The sequence below is a fragment of the Micromonospora sp. NPDC005298 genome (assembly GCF_040607375.1).
GTDB lineage: Bacteria > Actinomycetota > Actinomycetes > Mycobacteriales > Micromonosporaceae > Micromonospora.
In genome coordinates this window covers 475,253-491,938 of record NZ_JBEXGP010000002.1, presented here as the reverse complement: position 1 = coordinate 491,938, position 16,686 = coordinate 475,253, and the positions used below count along the sequence as shown (strand labels likewise).

General features: G+C 73.5%; 18 protein-coding genes. 9 read left to right on the top strand and 9 right to left on the bottom strand.

All coding sequences use genetic code 11. The features are described from left to right. Positions 1–21 precede the first annotated feature (21 nt). The gene (locus tag ABZS77_RS06970; protein WP_354818454.1) at positions 22–1,551 is read right to left on the bottom strand and encodes an alpha/beta fold hydrolase; all 1,530 of its coding nucleotides are present in this window, start codon (positions 1,549–1,551) and stop codon (positions 22–24) included. 76 nt (positions 1,552–1,627) lie between these two features. Between ABZS77_RS06970 and ABZS77_RS06965 the strand changes: the two genes are divergently transcribed. Further along, entirely contained in the window at positions 1,628–2,209 is a 582-nt protein-coding gene (locus ABZS77_RS06965) for a hypothetical protein (RefSeq protein WP_354818451.1), read from the top strand. A gap of 34 nt (positions 2,210–2,243) precedes the next feature. On the opposite strand, the gene ABZS77_RS06960 is transcribed toward ABZS77_RS06965, so the two are convergent. Beyond that, entirely contained in the window at positions 2,244–2,702 is a 459-nt protein-coding gene (locus ABZS77_RS06960; protein ID WP_354818448.1) for a rhodanese-like domain-containing protein, read from the bottom strand. A gap of 70 nt (positions 2,703–2,772) precedes the next feature. Between ABZS77_RS06960 and ftrA the strand changes: the two genes are divergently transcribed. Then, the gene (gene ftrA / locus ABZS77_RS06955; RefSeq protein WP_354818445.1) at positions 2,773–3,807 is read left to right on the top strand and encodes a transcriptional regulator FtrA; all 1,035 of its coding nucleotides are present in this window, start codon (positions 2,773–2,775) and stop codon (positions 3,805–3,807) included. 12 nt (positions 3,808–3,819) lie between these two features. On the opposite strand, the gene ABZS77_RS06950 is transcribed toward ftrA, so the two are convergent. Both ABZS77_RS06950 and ABZS77_RS06945 read right to left on the bottom strand, forming a co-directional pair. Beyond that, positions 3,820–4,716, bottom strand: coding sequence for a ribokinase (locus ABZS77_RS06950; RefSeq protein WP_354818442.1), 897 nt, complete (start codon positions 4,714–4,716; stop codon positions 3,820–3,822). Positions 4,717–4,734: 18 nt separating this feature from the next. Then, a complete protein-coding gene (locus ABZS77_RS06945; RefSeq protein ID WP_354818439.1) occupies positions 4,735–5,577 on the bottom strand; it encodes an ABC transporter ATP-binding protein in 843 nt (280 codons plus the stop codon). 130 nt (positions 5,578–5,707) lie between these two features. Here ABZS77_RS06945 and ABZS77_RS06940 point away from each other — a divergent pair, with 130 nt between their 5' ends. Together ABZS77_RS06940 and ABZS77_RS06935 are read left to right on the top strand one after the other, a co-directional pair. Beyond that, complete coding sequence (locus ABZS77_RS06940; RefSeq protein ID WP_354818436.1) at positions 5,708–6,715, top strand: ATP-binding cassette domain-containing protein; 1,008 nt, start codon at positions 5,708–5,710, stop codon at positions 6,713–6,715. Next, positions 6,712–7,725 (top strand): ABC transporter permease subunit, encoded by a 1,014-nt coding sequence (locus tag ABZS77_RS06935; RefSeq protein WP_354818433.1) that lies wholly within the window; start codon positions 6,712–6,714, stop codon positions 7,723–7,725. Before ABZS77_RS06940 ends, ABZS77_RS06935 begins: the two co-directional genes overlap by 4 nt. Before the next feature lie 120 nt (positions 7,726–7,845). Here the strand turns inward: ABZS77_RS06935 and ABZS77_RS06930 are convergent, their stop codons facing one another. Beyond that, a complete protein-coding gene (locus ABZS77_RS06930; RefSeq protein ID WP_354818430.1) occupies positions 7,846–9,021 on the bottom strand; it encodes an ROK family transcriptional regulator in 1,176 nt (391 codons plus the stop codon). Positions 9,022–9,188: 167 nt separating this feature from the next. Here ABZS77_RS06930 and ABZS77_RS06925 point away from each other — a divergent pair, with 167 nt between their 5' ends. From ABZS77_RS06925 to ABZS77_RS06910, 4 genes are all read left to right on the top strand, one after another. Next, positions 9,189–10,643 carry a glycoside hydrolase family 3 N-terminal domain-containing protein gene (locus ABZS77_RS06925; protein ID WP_354818427.1) on the top strand — a complete coding sequence of 485 codons (1,455 nt, stop codon included), beginning with the start codon at positions 9,189–9,191 and terminating at the stop codon, positions 10,641–10,643. A gap of 92 nt (positions 10,644–10,735) precedes the next feature. After that, a complete protein-coding gene (locus tag ABZS77_RS06920) occupies positions 10,736–11,278 on the top strand; it encodes a hypothetical protein (protein ID WP_354818424.1) in 543 nt (180 codons plus the stop codon). After that, positions 11,275–11,769 carry a DCC1-like thiol-disulfide oxidoreductase family protein gene (locus tag ABZS77_RS06915; protein WP_354818421.1) on the top strand — a complete coding sequence of 165 codons (495 nt, stop codon included), beginning with the start codon at positions 11,275–11,277 and terminating at the stop codon, positions 11,767–11,769. The genes ABZS77_RS06920 and ABZS77_RS06915 overlap by 4 nt, the downstream gene beginning before the upstream one ends. Next, positions 11,732–12,430 carry a TetR family transcriptional regulator gene (locus ABZS77_RS06910; protein ID WP_354818418.1) on the top strand — a complete coding sequence of 233 codons (699 nt, stop codon included), beginning with the start codon at positions 11,732–11,734 and terminating at the stop codon, positions 12,428–12,430. Before ABZS77_RS06915 ends, ABZS77_RS06910 begins: the two co-directional genes overlap by 38 nt. A gap of 221 nt (positions 12,431–12,651) precedes the next feature. Here the strand turns inward: ABZS77_RS06910 and ABZS77_RS06905 are convergent, their stop codons facing one another. Continuing rightward, a complete protein-coding gene (locus ABZS77_RS06905; RefSeq protein ID WP_354818415.1) occupies positions 12,652–13,314 on the bottom strand; it encodes a GNAT family N-acetyltransferase in 663 nt (220 codons plus the stop codon). A 91-nt stretch (positions 13,315–13,405) separates the two neighbouring features. Continuing rightward, positions 13,406–13,885 (bottom strand): DUF4396 domain-containing protein, encoded by a 480-nt coding sequence (locus ABZS77_RS06900; RefSeq protein ID WP_354818412.1) that lies wholly within the window; start codon positions 13,883–13,885, stop codon positions 13,406–13,408. Positions 13,886–14,343: 458 nt separating this feature from the next. Here ABZS77_RS06900 and ABZS77_RS06895 point away from each other — a divergent pair, with 458 nt between their 5' ends. Further along, complete coding sequence (locus tag ABZS77_RS06895) at positions 14,344–14,862, top strand: hypothetical protein (RefSeq protein ID WP_354818409.1); 519 nt, start codon at positions 14,344–14,346, stop codon at positions 14,860–14,862. A 10-nt stretch (positions 14,863–14,872) separates the two neighbouring features. Here ABZS77_RS06895 and ABZS77_RS06890 read toward each other — a convergent pair whose 3' ends face one another. Both ABZS77_RS06890 and ABZS77_RS06885 read right to left on the bottom strand, forming a co-directional pair. Beyond that, the gene (locus ABZS77_RS06890) at positions 14,873–15,589 is read right to left on the bottom strand and encodes a Clp protease N-terminal domain-containing protein (RefSeq protein ID WP_354818406.1); all 717 of its coding nucleotides are present in this window, start codon (positions 15,587–15,589) and stop codon (positions 14,873–14,875) included. Positions 15,590–15,661: 72 nt separating this feature from the next. Then, on the bottom strand, positions 15,662–16,672 hold the full coding sequence (locus tag ABZS77_RS06885; RefSeq protein WP_354818403.1) for a glycosyltransferase: 1,011 nt from the start codon (positions 16,670–16,672) through the stop codon (positions 15,662–15,664). Positions 16,673–16,686 lie beyond the last annotated feature (14 nt).

Here is a 16,686-nt window from a genome sequence, read left to right as displayed (position 1 = left end):
GGTCACCGCCCCGGACGGCGGTCAGCTCAACGGCAGGGTGGTGGCGATCGGCCAACCCACCAGGACGGCGCCCACCGTGGCCAGCAGCCAGCGCGGGGCCGCGTACCGCCGCAGCACCGCCGCCCACACGACGTGCCAGCCGAGCAGGACCACGAACAGCGGGACGACCAGCACCACGAAGCCGGGCGCCAGGCCGACAAGCGCCGACGTGGTCAGCACCAGCACGGTGACCGCGACGACCAGCAGGTGCCGAACGGTCCGCCCGGCGGCGACCACCTCGACGGCGAACAGGAACAGCAGACAGGCGGCGAGCACCAGCGGGAGCAGCCACCAGCGGGCGCCCACCAGCAGCGCCGAGGTCAGTCCCAGGTGGATCGGAACGGCGACGGAGAGGACCGCGTACCCGGTCAGGGCCAACGCCGCGACGACGGTCCGCGTACGGCGATCCGGGGCGGCGACGTTCTCGTCGGCCGGTGGCACCGGGGCGCCCGGTCGTGCCGTGGCGGGCAGCCACCGGTGACCGGCGAGTACCAGCGCGCCGGTGACCAGCAGGAACCCGGTCACGTAGCCGCCCACCGCGAGCGGGATACGGGCCGTGGGCAGCACCGCCGCGGCGACCGCGCCGACACCGGCGGCGACGACCGCCAACCCGAGCAGCGCCGCACCGGTGACCGGCACCGGATCGCCCGGACGGGCGCCGGTGGCCCGTCGGCCCAGCAGCAGAGCGGCAAGCGGAACCACTCCCACGCCGAACGCGAACAGCAGCAGCGCCGCCCCCGCGAGCCGCACGAACGGGCGCGGCGCACCCGTCCCGTCGAGGGTGGGCAGCCAGTTGACGATCTCCTCGTGGGTGCGCGGGGCGAACAGCACCGAGATGTGTTCCACACCGGACACCACCACCGCCGGTCGCCGGCTCACCGCCGCACCCCGTTGGACCGCGTCGTCGGCCGCACGCCGGAAACCGGGGAACTCCAGGCCGCCGACGATCAGCAGCAACCGCGTCGGCCGGCCCGGGGGCAGTTCGCCGGCGTCGGGCAGTGAGATCGCCACCGTCCGGGCGATCTCCGGGTGCCCGACCGCGTAGCGGGTGACCGCCCCGGCGCCCATCGAGTGCCCGACCAGCGCGATGTGGTCCGGGTCCACGTCCGGCCGGGAACGCAGGTACCCGACGGCGACGTCCAGGTCGGCGGCGAGCGTCGAGTCGGAGGTGGCGCTGTCGAGCCGCGCCGGGTTGGCCCCGTGCCCGGCGAAGTCGACGAGCAGCGCGACCGCCCCCCGACGGGCGACGCTGTCGGCGATCGGGCGCATCAGGCGGGCCGAGCCGGCGAACCCGTGCGCGACAACCACACCGGGACGCCGTACACCGGGCGTCGGCAGGTCGGCGCGTACCTCGGTCAACGGCACACCGTCGACGGTGACCTGGCGGACGGTGAGGCCGGCGTCGGCGCGTACCAGCACCAGCGTGCCGAGCGCGGCGGCGACCGCCGCGACCACGGCGAGCAGGACGGCGGCGCGGGTGCTCGGCGGATGGTGCGGCGAGGGGGCCGGCATGCCGGCACCCTACCGCCGCGAGAGGCCCCTGACGGTGGGCGAGCGGTTGCGGCGCGGGCGACGCACACTGGATCCCATGGCGATCCCCCTCCCCACACCGGCCGCGATGGTCGGCCTGACCCGCTCCGCCCTCGACCAGGCCCTCGGCTCGGCGGCCTCGTTCGCCGCCGTGCCCGCCCGCGCCTTCGCGGTGCTGGACGGTGTGGAGGCCCTGCTCAGCCGGATCAACGGCGTGGTGGACCGGATCGAGACGACCCTGGACCGGACCGACCAGGTGGTCGCCAAGGCGGACGCGGTGGCCGACCGCGCGGCCGTCACCGTGGGGACCGCTGCGGAGGCGGCCGGCACGGCTGCCGAGTTGCTGGCGGCGTACGAGCCGGCGCTGCGCCGGGCCGCACCGATGACCGAGCGGTTCGTCGAACAGCTCAGCCACGAGGAGATCACCGCCGCGATCCACCTGATCGACGAGTTGCCCAAGCTCAAGCAGCACCTGACGGCGGACATCCTGCCGATCCTGGCGACCCTGGACCGGGTCGGGCCCGACCTGCACGACCTGCTCGACGTCACCCGCGACCTCAAGCTCGCCGTGGCCGGCATCCCCGGCCTGGGCATGCTGCGCCGGCGCGGGGAGAAGATCGTCGACGACCCGGCCCACTGAGCGCCCGCCCGCCGGCGACGCCCTGGACGCCGTGTCAGCAGTCGCAGGTGATCGTCGACCGGGGCGCGGTCAGGTCGTCGACCGGGCGCCGCGTCAGCCCCGTCTCCGTGACCACCGGCAGGCCCTCCCGCACCCAGTACTCGAACCCGCCGAGCATCTCCTTGACCGGGTGACCGAGCCGCGCGAACTCCAGCGCGGCCCGGGTCGCGCCGTTGCAGCCCGGCCCCCAGCAGTAGGTGACGACCGCCGCGCCGGCCGGGACCAGACCGGCCGCACGGGTCGCGATCTCGGCGGTGGGCAGGTGCACCGCACCCGGCAGGTGCCCCTGCGCCCAGGCGGCCGATCCCCGGCTGTCGACGACCACCAGACCGGGGGTACGGGCGGACAGGTCGGCGTGCACGTCGCTGACGTCGGTCTCGACGCTGAGCCGGGCGAGGAAATGGGCGGTGGCGGTGGCCGGATCGGCCGCCGGGACGGCGAAGGTGAAGGTCATGCACCGATCCTGGCGGCCCGTGCCGCGCCTCACGAGTGGCGGTAGGGACGTTCTTCGCTAACATCCCGCCATGCCGTCCCGCGCCCAGGCCACACGCCCACTCCCGGTGCCGACGGCCCGCTGGCCCACAGCCGGGTACCGCGTCGCCGTGCTCGCCTACGCGGGGATGTCGATGTTCGAGATCGGCATCGTCACCGAGGTGTTCGGACTGCCCCGGCCCGAGTTCGACGTCGACTGGTACGACCTGGTGGTCTGCGCCGAGCAGCCCGGGCCGGTGCCGGTCGTCGGCGGCGCCAGCCTGCACACCCCGTACGGCCTGCGGGAGTTGGCGACCGCGCAGATGATCATCGTGCCCGGCGTGCCCGATATGAGCGCTGAACCGTCACCCGAGGTGGTGGACGCCCTACGTCGCGCGCACCGGCGAGGTGCCCGGATCATGTCGATCTGCTCCGGCGCGTTCGCGCTCGCCGGCGCCGGGCTGCTGGACGGGCGGCGGGCCACCACCCACTGGCGCTACGCGGAGCTGCTGGCGCGGCGCTACCCACTGGTCACGGTGGACCCGGACGTGCTCTACCTCGACGACGGCGAGCTGCTCACCAGCGCCGGCAGCGCCGCCGGGCTCGACCTCTGCGTCCACGTGGTGCGGCGGGACCACGGCGCCGCGATCGCCAACGCGGTCGCCCGCCGGTTGGTGATCCCCCCACACCGCGACGGTGGGCAGGCCCAGTTCGTCGAGGCCCCGGTGAACACCGATCCGGCCGACGACCGCATCGCCGGCAGTATCGACTGGGCGCTCACACACCTCACCGAGCCGCTGAGTGTGGCCCGACTCGCCGAGCAGGCCCGCATGTCGCCCCGCACCTACCTGCGGCACTTCGCCCGAGCCACCGGCACCAGCCCGATCCGGTGGGTCATCGACAAGCGGGTCCGGGCCAGTCTGGCGCTGCTGGAGGAGACCGACTCCCCGGTCGAGCAGATCGCCGGCGCGGTCGGGTTCGACACCCCGGTCACCTACCGCCACCATTTCGCGCGGGTCATGCTGACCTCGCCGTCGGCGTACCGCCGGGCCTTTCGGACCGGGACCGCGACGAACCAGCAGGCGTGACGCGCGGCCGGGTCAACCGTGCGCGTACAGCTCGTCGATCTCGGCGCGCTGGGGCAGCGCCACCGAGGCGCCGAGCCGGCGGACGCAGGCAGCGCCGGCCGCCGCCGCCCAACGCATCGCGTCGACGAGGTCACGTCCCTCACCCCAGCCGACGGCGAGCGCGGCGGTGAACGCGTCACCCGCCGCGGTGGAGTCGACCACGTCGACCCGGAACGCGGGCACGTGCACGTCCGCGCCGTCCCGGTCGACGTACCGGGCGCCGGCACCGCCGAGGGTGAGTACCGCCCGGGGCACCAGGTCGAGCAGCGCCCGGGGCTCGTCCCGGCCCCGGCCGGTGAGGGCCTGCGCCTCGCCCTCGTTGACGACCAGCAGGTCCACCGCGGCGAGCAGTTCCGGTGGGAGGTCCCGGGCCGGGGCGGCGTTCAGGATGACGCGGGTGCCGGCGGCGCGGGCGGCCGTCGCGGCGGCGGTCACCGTCTGCACGGGGATCTCCAGCTGGGCGACCAGGACGTCGGCGCCCCGTACCGTCGCCAACTCCTCGTCGGTGAGACCGACAAGCATGTCGTTCGCGCCGGGGATGACCACGATGGCGTTCTCCCCCTCGGCGTTGACCATGACGAGGGCGACGCCCGAGGTGCCGTAGACGACCCGCAGCTGGGCGGTGTCCACGCCGGCCGCGGTGATCCGGGCCCGGAGCGTGACACCGAACGCGTCGGAGCCGATCGCGCCGAGGAAGGCGCAGGAGGCACCGGCCCGGACCGCCGCGACGGCCTGGTTGGCGCCCTTGCCTCCGGGCACCATCACGAAGTCGGTGCCGAGCAGGGTCTCGCCCAGCCGGGGCAGCGCGGGCGCCATCGCGACCAGGTCCATGTTGGCGCTGCCCACCACGGCCACCCGGGTCGGGGACACGTCAGGCCCTCCGCCCGGTCAGCTGGCGCGGGCGGTGTAGCGGTCGCCCGACCGCTCGACCACCAGCGGCAGGCCGAAGGTCTTGGAGAGGTTGTCGCCGGTCAGCGTCTCGGCCAGCAGACCCTGAGCGACCACCGCGCCCTCGCGCAGCAGCAGCGCGTGGGTGAACCCGGGCGGGATCTCCTCCACGTGGTGGGTGACGACCACCAGAGCCGGGGCGTCCGGGTCGTACGCCAACTCGGCCAGCCGGGCCACCAGGTCCTCGCGGCCACCCAGGTCGAGCCCGGCGGCCGGCTCGTCGAGCAGCAGCAGTTCCGGGTCGGTCATCAGGGCGCGGGCGATCTGCACGCGCTTGCGTTCGCCCTCGGAGAGGGTGCCGTAGCGGCGCTCGGCGAGGCCGCCGATGCCGAGTTGGCTGAGCAGGGCCCGCGCCCGCGCCTCGTCGCCGCGATCGTAGTTCTCCCGCCAGCGGCCGACCACCGACCAGGCGGCCGTCACCACCACGTCGCTGACCTGCTCCTCGGCGGGCACCCGCTCGGCGAGCGCGGCGGTGGAGAGCCCGATCCGGGTGCGCAGCTCGTTGACGTCGGTGCGGCCGATCCGCTCACCGAGGACGTGCGCGACACCGGTGGTGGGGTGCAGCCGCCCGGCGGCGAGGTTGAGCAGTGTCGTCTTACCCGCCCCGTTGGGCCCGAGCACGACCCAGCGCTCGTCCAGCTCGACCCGCCAGGTCAGGTCCTGCAACAGCGCGGTGCCGGACCGGCGTACGCCGACGCCGTCGAGGCTGACCACCAGATCCGGGTCCACGGGTGCGGCGGCGGAGGTGGCGTCGGCAGCGCCACGGATCAGGTCACCAGTCACCACTCCATCCAACCACGCACCGCCGGGGCGCCCCCCATGGGCGGCGCTCCGGCCATAGGCTGGTGCACCGTGTCGTTGATCACCAACCCGGAGGACGCCGCATGCCCGGTCGGGGTACGGAGCCGCGCGGATGAGCGCGGTCATCGAGATCGAGGGCCTGCGCAAGACCTTCCACGGCCTACGCAGCGGCAAACGGGTGGCGGTCGACGGGTTCGACCTGCTGGTCGAGGCGGGTCAGATCCACGGTTTCCTGGGGCCGAACGGCTCGGGCAAGACCACCACCCTGCGCGCCCTGCTCGGGCTGGTCCGGGCCGACGGTGGGCGGATGACGGTGCTGGGTGAGCGGTCCCCGGAGCTGCTGCCGCGGGTGGCCGGCCAGGTCGGCGCCATCGTGGAGAGCCCGCAGTTCTTCGGCAACTTCACCGGGTACCGCACGTTGCGGCTGCTGGCCCGCGCCGGCGGGGTGCCGGTGTCGCGGGTGGACGAGGCTCTGGAGCTGGTGGGTCTGCGGGACCGGGGCGACGAGCGGGTGAAGGGCTACTCGCTGGGCATGAAGCAGCGCCTGGCTGTGGCGTCGGCGCTGTTGAAGGATCCGCGGCTGCTCATCCTGGACGAGCCGGCGAACGGGTTGGACCCGGCGGGCATCAGGGAGATGCGGGACCTGATGCGGTCGTTGGCGGCGTCCGGGGTGACGGTGCTGGTGTCCAGCCACATCCTGGGCGAGATCCAGCTGATCTGCGACCACGTGACGATCATCTCGCGGGGTCGGCGGGTGGCGGCCGGTCGGGTGGACGAGGTGCTGGCCGGCCACGACAGGCACGAGTACCTGGTCCGGGTGACCGAGCCGGAGCGGGCCGTGGAGCTGTTGCTGGCGGCCGGACTGACGGCGGTCGTGGAGCCGGAGGCGCTGGTGGTCAGCGGGGCTGACGACCCGACGGTGATCAGCCGCGTGCTCGGCGAGCAGGGGCTGTGGGTGGGCGAGTTGACGCCGCTACGGCCCGATCTGGAGAGCGTCTTCCTGGAGCTGACCGGGGGCTACGCGCACCCGTCGGTGCCCCGGCAGGTCGACGACGGGCCGTTGTCGTACGCCGACCAGGGCGAAGCTGTGATCAACCTCGATCGGGGAGTGGGCGCGTGAACCTGGTCCGTGCCGAGTTGGAGCGGCTGACGGCGCGCCGCTTCGTGCAGCTCATGGTCGTCCTGCTGGTGGTGGCGTTCGCCGTCACGGTGGCGACCACGCTCGCCGGCTCCCACAAGCCGAGCGCGGACGAGATGAACACGGCGCAGACGCGGGCCGCCGAGGCGCGAAACGGGATGGAGACCGCCTACCAGCAGTGCGTGGCCCGGCAGAACGACGTGCTCTCGCAGGACGACGTGGACCAGTACTTCCCGGAGCAGTGCTCGGAGATCGACCCGCTCCGGCAGGACCGGATGCCGATCGCGGCGGACTTCCTGCCGGGGGTGTTCAGCTTCGCCCAGCAGGCGCGCCCGTTGCTCTACTTCCTGATCGCGTTCCTCGTGCTGTTCGGGTTTCTGGTGGGCGCCTCCTTCATCGGCGCCGACCTGAACTCGGGCGGTGTGGTGAACCTGCTGCTCTGGCGCCCGCGCCGGTTGACGGTGCTCGCGGCCAAGTTGGGCACTCTGCTCGGCACGGTGCTGGTGCTGGCCCTGCTGGCGTCGGTGGCCTACCTCGCCTCGTTCTGGGTGATCGGGCAGACCGCCGGGTTGCCGGGTCGGCTGAACGCCGACTTCTGGCGTTCACTCGGTGCGGTGCACGGCCGTGGCATGGTGCTGGTGCTGCTGGCCTCGGCGTTGGGTTTCGCGATAGCCACGCTGGGTCGGCACACGTCGGCGGCGCTGGGCGCGGCGGCCGCGTACCTGGTGGTGTGGGAGTTGGGTGCGCGTCTGGTCCTGGAGATCGTCGACACCCGCCGACCGGATCGGTTGATGCTCTCCAGCCACGTCGGGGCGTGGCTGACCGGTGAGGCACGGTTCTACGACGCGCGGCAGTGCCTCGACGAGGGCAACAGCCTGTGCGACGGCTTCTACAGCCTGACCTGGAGGCCGGCGCTGCTGGTGCTGCTCGTGATCACCGGCGGGTTGACGGCGGCGGCGTTCGCCGTGTTCCGTCGCCGCGACCTGATCTGAGCCGCCGCCGGGCCGCCGCCTCGGGCAGGTGAGCGGCCCGGCGACCCACCCGATCCGGCAAGAGCTTGCAACCCGCTGACGTGCGGTGAAATATTCCTTCACATGACGGCCGCAGTGGGCTCAGCCGACGGTGGAGCCGAACACCTCGTCGCGGACGGCGTTCAACGCGGTGCGCAGCGCGCCGTGCAGGATCGGCTCCTCGGTCAGCCCGGTGGGCACCACCCGCGGCTGGACCAGGGTGATCGCGGCGACCTCCTGCTGGACCCGCTCGGCGAGCGCCACGCCGCCGGCCTGGCCGACCTCGCCGGCGAGCACCACGAGCGGCGGGTCGAGGACCACGCAGGTGCTGGCCACGCCGAGCGCGAGCCGGCGGGCCAGCTCGTCGAGCATCGCGCCACCCTTGGCGCCGTCCGCGGCGGCGGCGCGGACGGCCTCGGCGGCGTCGACGTCCGGGTACCCGAGCTCGCGGGCCACTGCCCGCACCGAGTCTCCACCGACCAACTGCTGGAAGGCCGGCTTGGCGCGGCGGGAGACGTCGCGCGGGATGGGCGCGCCGGGCACCGGCAGGTAGCCGATCTCACCGGCCGCGCCGCTGCTGCCGTGGTGCAGCCGCCCGCCCAGCATGATCGCCAGACCGACGCCGGCACCCACCCAGACCAGCACGAAGTCCGACAGCCCCTGCGCGGCGCCGGACTGCGCCTCGGCCACGGCGGCCAGGTTGACGTCGTTCTCGAAGACCACCGGCGTGTGCAGGTCGTCGCGCAGCGCGGCGAGCAGACCGCTGTGCCAACGCGGCAGGTTGAAGGCGAAGGTGATGTCGCCGGTGCCGGGGTCGACCAGGCCCGGTGTGCCGAGCACGATCCGCCGTACGCTGCTCAGCTGCGCCTGGGCGCTGCTCGCGGCCTGCACGACGGCGTTGTGCACCACGCCCACCGGGTCGTCGGTGTCCCGGGTCGACTGCTCCACCCGGCCGATCACGGCACCGGTGATGTCGGCGCACGCGGCCACCACCCGGTCGGGGCCGACGTCCACCCCGACCACGTGCGCGCTGGACGGGCGGACGGCGTAGAGCTGGGCGTTCGGCCCTCGCCCGCCGGCCTGCTCGCCGACCCGGCTGACCAGGCCGCGCTCCTCCAGTCGCTCGACCAGCTGGGAGGCGGTGACCTTGGACAGCCCGGTCAGCTCGCCGAGCCGGGCGCGGGTCAGCGGCCCCCGCTCGAGGAGCAGTTCCAGTGCCGCTCGGTCGTTGAGCGCCCGCAACAGGCGGGGGGTGCCGGGCAGCCGGGTCGCACTCATGCCACGTCCTCTAGTTTTAGTAAACTTTGCTAACTGTAAACCGACCTGCGAACGGGTAGCCGTAGCGTAACGGCCACCCGCGCGGGGAGCGCTCGGCCGACCCGGCAGGGCGCAGACCACCGCCGGTACGAGGTTTCGACCTTCCGGCGCCGAAGGAGGACGATCACGTGGGTCTGGATCCAGGACTACGTCGGCTCGCGCTGGGCACCCTGCTCGCCGCGTACCCGGGACCGGTCCCGCCGGACTGGGCGGTCGACCTGCTGGCCGACGGGCTGGCCGGGCACACCCTGTTCGGCACCAACGTGCACGACCCCGCCCAGGTGGCGGCCAGCACGGCGGCGCTGCGCGCCGGCCGCCCGGACGCCCTGATCGCCATCGACGAGGAGGGCGGCGACGTGACCCGGCTGGCGCACGCCACCGGCAGCCCGTACCCCGGCAACGCCGCCCTCGGCGCGATCGGCGACGTGGCGCTGACCCGCCGCGTCTACCAGGCCATCGGCGCGGAGCTGTCCGCGCTCGGCATCACTGTCAACCTCGCCCCCACTGTCGACGTGAACACCGCCGACGACAATCCGGTGATCGGCACCCGCTCGTTCGGCGCCGACCCGGTGCGGGTGGCCGCCCACTCGGCCGCCGCCGTCGCCGGCCTCCAGGCCGCCGGGGTGGCCGCCTGCGCCAAGCACTTCCCCGGCCACGGCGCCACCGTCACCGACTCGCACCACGAACTGCCCACCGTGGACGTCCCGCCGGGTGTGCTGCGGCAGCGGGACCTGCCGCCGTTCGCCGCGGTCGTCGCCGCCGGTGCGCGCGCCGTGATGACCGCGCACATCCGGGTGCCGGCGCTGACCGGTGACGGCCCGGCCACCTTCAGCCGGGCGGTGCTTGTCGACCTGCTGCGCACCGAGTACGGCTTCACCGGCACCGTCATCACCGACGCGCTGGAGATGAAGGGCGCCGCGGTGGCTGCCGGTGGGGTCGGGCCGGCCGCCGTGCGGGCCCTGGCCGCCGGCGCCGACCTGCTCTGCATCGGCGCGACTGTCGACGCCGACCTCGTGGAGCGGGTGGCCGCCGAGATCGTCGACGCGCTCGGCGACGGCCGGTTGACGACCGCCCGGGTCGAGGAGGCGGCCGGTCGCGCCGCCGCGCTCGCCGCGTGGACCCGGACCGCCGGCGCCGCGCCGGTCACCGCCCACACCGACCTGGGGTACGCGGCGGCGCGCCGGGCGGTCCGGGTGGACGGCGTGCTCACCGGCCTGGACCGCCCCCTCGTGGTGCAACTGCACACCGAGTCCACGATCGCCGAGGGGCGCGTGCCGTGGGGCCTCGGCCCGCACCTGGACGGGATCGAGGAGATCCGGGTCGTGGCCACCGAGACCGATCCGGCGCGGCTGCGCGGGCTGGCCGGTGACCGGCCGATCGTGCTTGTCGGTCGCCACCTGCACCGCCTGCCCGGTGGTCCGGAGCTGATCTCCGGGCTGGCCACCGAGCATCCGGTGACGGTGGTGGAGATGGGGTGGCCGGCACAGTGGCGTCCGGACGGCGTCCGCGCGTTCGTCACCACGTACGGCGCGAGCCACGCCAACGGTCGGGCTGCGGCCGAGGCCCTGGGTCTCGTCGGCTGAGCGGTCCGCCGTCCAGTCGCTCTTGAACATGTTCAAAGACTCCCCTACGCTGACGGCATCGGTAGTTGAACACGTTCAAGAGAGGTGTCCGCATGGACATGAAGGTCTGGATGTACGTCATCTACCTCGCCGTCAGCGTCGGCCTGACGATCTGGGTGGCCCGCGCGTTGTCCCGCAACGGGCAGGTCTTCCTGGAGGAGGTGTTCTCCGACGAACGACTGGCCCGAGCGGTCAACAGCCTCCTGGTGGTGGGCTTCTACCTGCTCAACCTCGGATACGTCACGGTCGCCATGAAGCACGACGACCCGGTGCTCTCGACCAGCCAGGCCATGGAGGAACTCTCGATGAAGGTCGGGCTGGTGCTGCTGGTGCTCGGCGCGCTGCACTTCTTCAACGTGTTCGCGCTCGGCCGCTACCGCCGTAACCGGCTCCGCCAGTTCGCCACCCATCCGCCCGTCGCACCGATCGGCCGGCTTCCCGTGCAGACCGGACCGCACGGCCCCTACCCCGTCGCCCCGCACCCGACCGGTCCACAGCCGGGCGGTCCGCACCCGGTCGCCCCGCAACCGGCCGCCCCGCAACCGACCGCCCCGCAGCCGGGCGGCGGGCCGGCCGGTCCACCGCCGACCCGATGACCGGGCCATCGACCGACGACGTCGGCCGGCCGTCGGACTCCACCGCACACGGGGGCGGTGGAGTCCGGAGGTTCACGGTCCTGTTCGACGCGAACTGCCCGCTCTGCCGCGCCGCCCGCCGGTGGCTCGCGTCGCGCATCCAACTCGTACCCCTGGAGTTCGTCGCGGCCGGGTCGGTCGAGGCCAGGCGGCGGTTCCCCGGCCTGGACCACGACGCCACGCTGCGCGACCTCACGGTGGTCGCCGACACCGGCGACGTGTACGCGGGCGACGGCGCCTGGTTCGCCTGCCTCTGGGCGCTGGCCGACCACCGGTCCACCGCCGAACGGTTGGCCCGACCCCACCTGATGCCGCTCGCCCGGCAGGTGGTGGCCGCCGCCTCGGCGATCCGGGAACGGGTCCGCGACCCGGGGTTCGAGCCGACCGACGAGCTGGCGGGATACGGTGGCCCCGATGACCGAGCAGCCTGCGCCGACGACCACTGCGGGTGATCCTGCCACCGCCCGTGGGGAGCAGACCCGGCAGCTGATCAGGGACACCGCGATGCGGCTGTTCCGCGAGCGCGGGTACGCCCAGACCACCATGCGGGCCATCGCGCAGGAGGCCGGCGTGGCGGTCGGCAACGCCTACTACTACTTCGGCTCCAAGGACCACCTGATCCAGGAGTTCTACGCCCAGTCCCAGGTCGAACACCGGGCCGCCGCGCAGCCCGTGCTCGACCGGGAGGAGTCGTTCGGTGCCCGGCTGGCCGGGGTGCTGCACGCCGGGATCGACGTGCTGACGCCGTCGCACCAGTTCGCGGCGACCTTCTTCAAGACGGCGGCGGAGCCGACCTCCCCGCTCAGCCCCTTCTCCGCGGAGTCCTCCGGCCCCCGGGAGGCGGCGATCGCCCTCTTCGCCGAGGTGCTGAACGGTTCGACCGCCAAGGTCGACGCCGACCTGCGTCCGCAGCTGCCCGAGTTGCTCTGGCTCGCGTACATGGGTGTGGTCCTCTACTGGGTGCACGACCGGTCGCCCGGGCAGACCAAGACCCGGCAGTTGATCGACGGCGCCGTCCCGCTGATCGACCGGCTCACGGCACTGTCCCGACTCCGGGTCCTGCGCCCCGTGACCCGGCAGGTGCTCGACCTGATCCGCACGCTACGTCACTGACCCGACCCGCACCCTCGGCACCGCCGAGCCGCAGGTCAAGTCCACTATTCGACACTCCGAACCGACAGCTCACGCCTTGCACCGAGCTTGCTCGATACGTAGCGTGATCGGCACGGACCGGCCCGCCCTCGTGCGTGGGCGGTCGCCCGGAACCGGGACCTGGGGGGAGGTCGCGGACCGTGGATCCGGCCCGGGATCCACGGTCCGCGCCCGACGCGGGGTCAGCGCGGATAGACCCCGTACGCGCGCCAGCCCCGGTCCGGGAAACCCGCCGCTTCGGCGACCCGGGCGGAGGCGGGATTGTCCCGCTCGTGCAGGTAGGTGGGCACCGCACCCTCGTCGAGCACCCGACGCGCCGCCTGGGCGACCAGCCGACGGGCGAGGCCGCGGCCCCGCGCGGCGGGCACGGTGCCGACGGCCAACTCCTGCCCGTACGCGTCGTGCCTCTTCATCGCCGCCCCGGCCAGGTAGTTGCCGTCCGCGTCGCGGACCACGAGCACCGGCCGGTCGAACAGCCGCAGCCAGGGTGGCAGGCCGGGGGCGGTGGGCTCGGTCCACTCCCCCACGTCGGGCAGCGGCGCGGGAGCGAGGCTCCACCGGAACGGGCCGTCGTGCACGCACCACTGCGGTAGCCCGACCGCCTCGGGCAGTGCGCCGAGCAGCCGGCCCGGCGCACCGTCGGCCAGCGCGCGGACCGCGTCCACCCGGTCGGGCGCCACGGAGAGGACGGCGCTGCGGCCGGTGTCGACGGCGAGTGCCGGGCGCAGCCGGCCGTCCCAGGCCGGCCTGGCGCGCCGGTACGAGCCGATCACGTGCAGACCCGGTCCGGCCGGCCACTGTCCGAGCCAGGTGGCCAGGTGCAGGTGGAGCCGCCGGTCGAGCATGCGCACCTCCCCCGTCACCCGACCCGTCGTGGATCACCGTACGCCGGGGTCGGCCGGGCGGGCGGGCGATCCCCGGGGCAGCGGGGTCGGGTCACGGCGCCGTCGGGGCGGTGGGGTGGTGGCCGCCGTGGTGGTGCTGGTGCACCACCGCGTGTCCCCTCCCCCGGACGATCAGGGCGCGGTTCACCGGCACGGTCACCGCGAAGGCCACCGCCAGCGCACCGGCCAGGCTGCCCCAGAACAGGGGGTCGGCGAGGCCGGCGCGCATCGCGCCCGGGACGGCGAGCATGACGCCGTTGTCGACCAGTTCCATGACCGCGATGCTGACCGTGTCGGCGACCAGGGCCACCCGGACCGCCCGGGCGAGGGGCAGGCCCGAGCGGAGCACCGGGCGGATCGTCAACGCGTAGCCGAAGACGAAGGCCAGCAGGACGGCGAGGGCAATGGTGGCCAGGTCGGACCAGCCGAGCGCGGTGCCGACGACCATGCCGAGCACCTCGCCGATGGCGCAGCCGGTCAGGCAGTGCAGGGTCGCGGCGATGGCCAGTCGGGTGGGATTCGCGTTCTCCATGCCCGGCACGTTATACCCCCAGGGGGTATCCTGCCAGTGACCGGCGCCACGTCGAGGTCAGCGACCCGGGAACCCGCCGGACCTATCGACCGTCATAGGTATTTCCATACATGGACACCTTTGTTTGGGACGGTATGGCCATGCCGATTCAGCCGAACGACCGCCACCACCAGGACCCCGAGCGACTCTGGTGGCCGGCGGAGGCAGTCGAACACCTGCCGGTCCAACCACGTCATCGCGGACCCGGGGTCACCGGAGGCGGCATGTCGTGGGGCGAACTGAACAGACTGCGCGTCGGCAGTTCCAGTCGGCACGGGCTGAACACGCACTGACGCACCGGCCCCGCGTCCGGTGGCGCCTTACGACACACCGGTGGAGGTCCAGCGGCGGCTTTCGCACACCTGTCGGGTAATTTCTTGTGGTCCGGCATCCGGCCTACGACAGGAGAAGCTCCGCGCATGGGCAAGAAGACGATCCACGTCTCCGACTTCACCGGCACCGTCCTCCAGCAGGACGACGAGGCGGTGCGCGTCGTCGTCCTGGAGCACCCGGACCTGGTCGCCGGGCCCGTACAGTTGGACGCCACCCCCGCCGAGGTGGAGAACATCGACGACGCCGCGCTCGACGTCGCCGTTGTCGAGATCCACGACCGGCACGGGGGCGGCGAGCCCCGCCGCGTCGTGCTGACCGCCAGCGAGTTCGACGCGATGGCCACCGACGTGCCGATGGCACAACTGTTGAAGACCGCCGAGCGGGTCCGCCCACCGAAGGCCCGCAAGAGCGCCGAGAAGATCGACTACGGCACGATCGAACACGCCGGCAAGCCGCACCGGGGACGGGTCACCGAGGAGGAGGCCCGACTGGTGCGCGAGCGGCTCGACGAGGTCAACAAGCGCCTCGCCGACGCGGGCGTACGCCAGATCGACCCTGCCGATCCGGAGCACGCCCTGCGCTACGGCTTCCCCGAGGTCTCCTGACCCGGGCTGATCACTGCTGCGCGACGGCGGCGGAGAGGTCGGCCTCGACCGCCGACTTCTCCAGGCCGAGGTCGGCGAGCACGCCGGAGCCGTCCTCCTGCTCCAGCAGGGCGAGCAGCAGGTGCTCGGTGCCGATGTAGTTGTGCCCGAGGCGCAGCGCCTCCCGGAAGGTCAACTCCAGCGCCTTCTTGCCGCGCGCGTCGTACGGGATGAGGTCCGGGACCTGGTCGGCCGGCGGCGGGAGGGCGGCGCCCACCGCCTGGCGTACCGCCTCGGGGGTGGCCCCGCGACCGGCCATGACCCTGGCGGCCAACCCGTCCGGCTCGGCCAGCAGGCCCAGGACCAGGTGCTCCGGCCCGATCTCGGCATGACCGCTGGCCCGGGCCTCCTCCTGCGAGGCCACCACCACGTTGCGGGCCCGTGGGGTGAACCGGCCGAAGCCGGCGTTCGGGTCGAGCGCCGCCGCGTCGGTGGCCTTCGGCACGAAGCGCTTCTGCGCCGCCTGCTTGGTGACCCCCATGCTGCGGCCGATGTCGGTCCAGGAGGCGCCCGAGCGGCGGGCCTGGTCGACGAAGTGACCGATCAGGTGGTCGGCGACCTCGCCGAGGTGGTCGGCCGCGATGACCGCGTCGGTGAGTTGGTCGAGCGCGTCGGTGTGCGCCTTCTTGATGGCCTGGATGAGGTCGTCGAGCTTGACCGTGTTGCTGATCTGGATGGGATCCGTCATGCGTCAACCATAGGTTGACGACATCCGATCGTCAATCAAAGGTTGACGATCGCAGGTGTGAGCGACTGCGGTTCAGGCGGCGGCGTACTCCGGCAGGTGCTGCGCGACCGTCGCCGGCGACGGCATCGCGGCGATCTCCCCGGCGATCGCCCGGGCCGCGTCACCGTGCTCGCTCCGGCCGTGCCGCGGCAGCAACCTGCCGGCCTGCTCGGCGACGGCGGCCGCGTCCACCTCGTGCGGCAGCAGGCGCAGGGCCGCACCCGCCGCGCTGACCGCGTCCGCGTTCGCGAACTGGTCGGCACCCTGCGGCAGCATGAGCTGCGGTACGCCCACCGCGAGCGCGCCGAGGGTCGTGCCACTGCCACCGTGGTGCACCACGAGGTCCACGTGCGACAGCAACTCCGCCTGCGGCAGCCACGGATGCACCGTCACGTGGTCGGGCACCTCGCCCAGCTCCCGCGGCGCCACCCGCCCGGCGGCGACCACCACGTCGGCACCCAACGTCGCCAGCCCCGCGACGGCCGTGGCCAACAACTCCGGCGTGCCGAACGCCGTACCGAGCGTCAGGTAGACCAGCGGTCGGGAGCCGCGGCCGGCGACGTCGGGCAGCGGGGCCGGCGGCGAGAACGGCACCGGCCGCAGCGCGATGCGCCGCTGCGAGGCGAGGAACTCCCGGTCCTGGAGCGAGGGAGGGCAGATGTCGACGTGCGGGCGGTCGCCAACCTCGGCGTTACCCATCGGTCGTTCGAGTCCGATGCCGTCGGGGAACATCCGGCCGAACCCGTGCCAGAGCCCGGGGATGCCGGCCCGCCGGGCGGCGACGGCCGCCCCCGGCAGCCCCCACTCGTGCACCACCAGATCCGGGCGCAACCGGGCCAGCTCCGGTTCGAGATCCTCGGCGTACACCTCGTAGAAGGCGTCGCCGGGGCGGAACGGCCGCAGCCCGTTCGCGGCCAGCGGCGCGTGCACCGCCGTACCGGTGGCGAAGTGCACCTCGTGGCCGGCGTCCCGGGCGGCGACCGCCAGTGGGATCAGCGGGTAGGTGTGACCGACGGACGCGAGACTGGCGAACAGCAGACGCATGGCGACGGACCCTA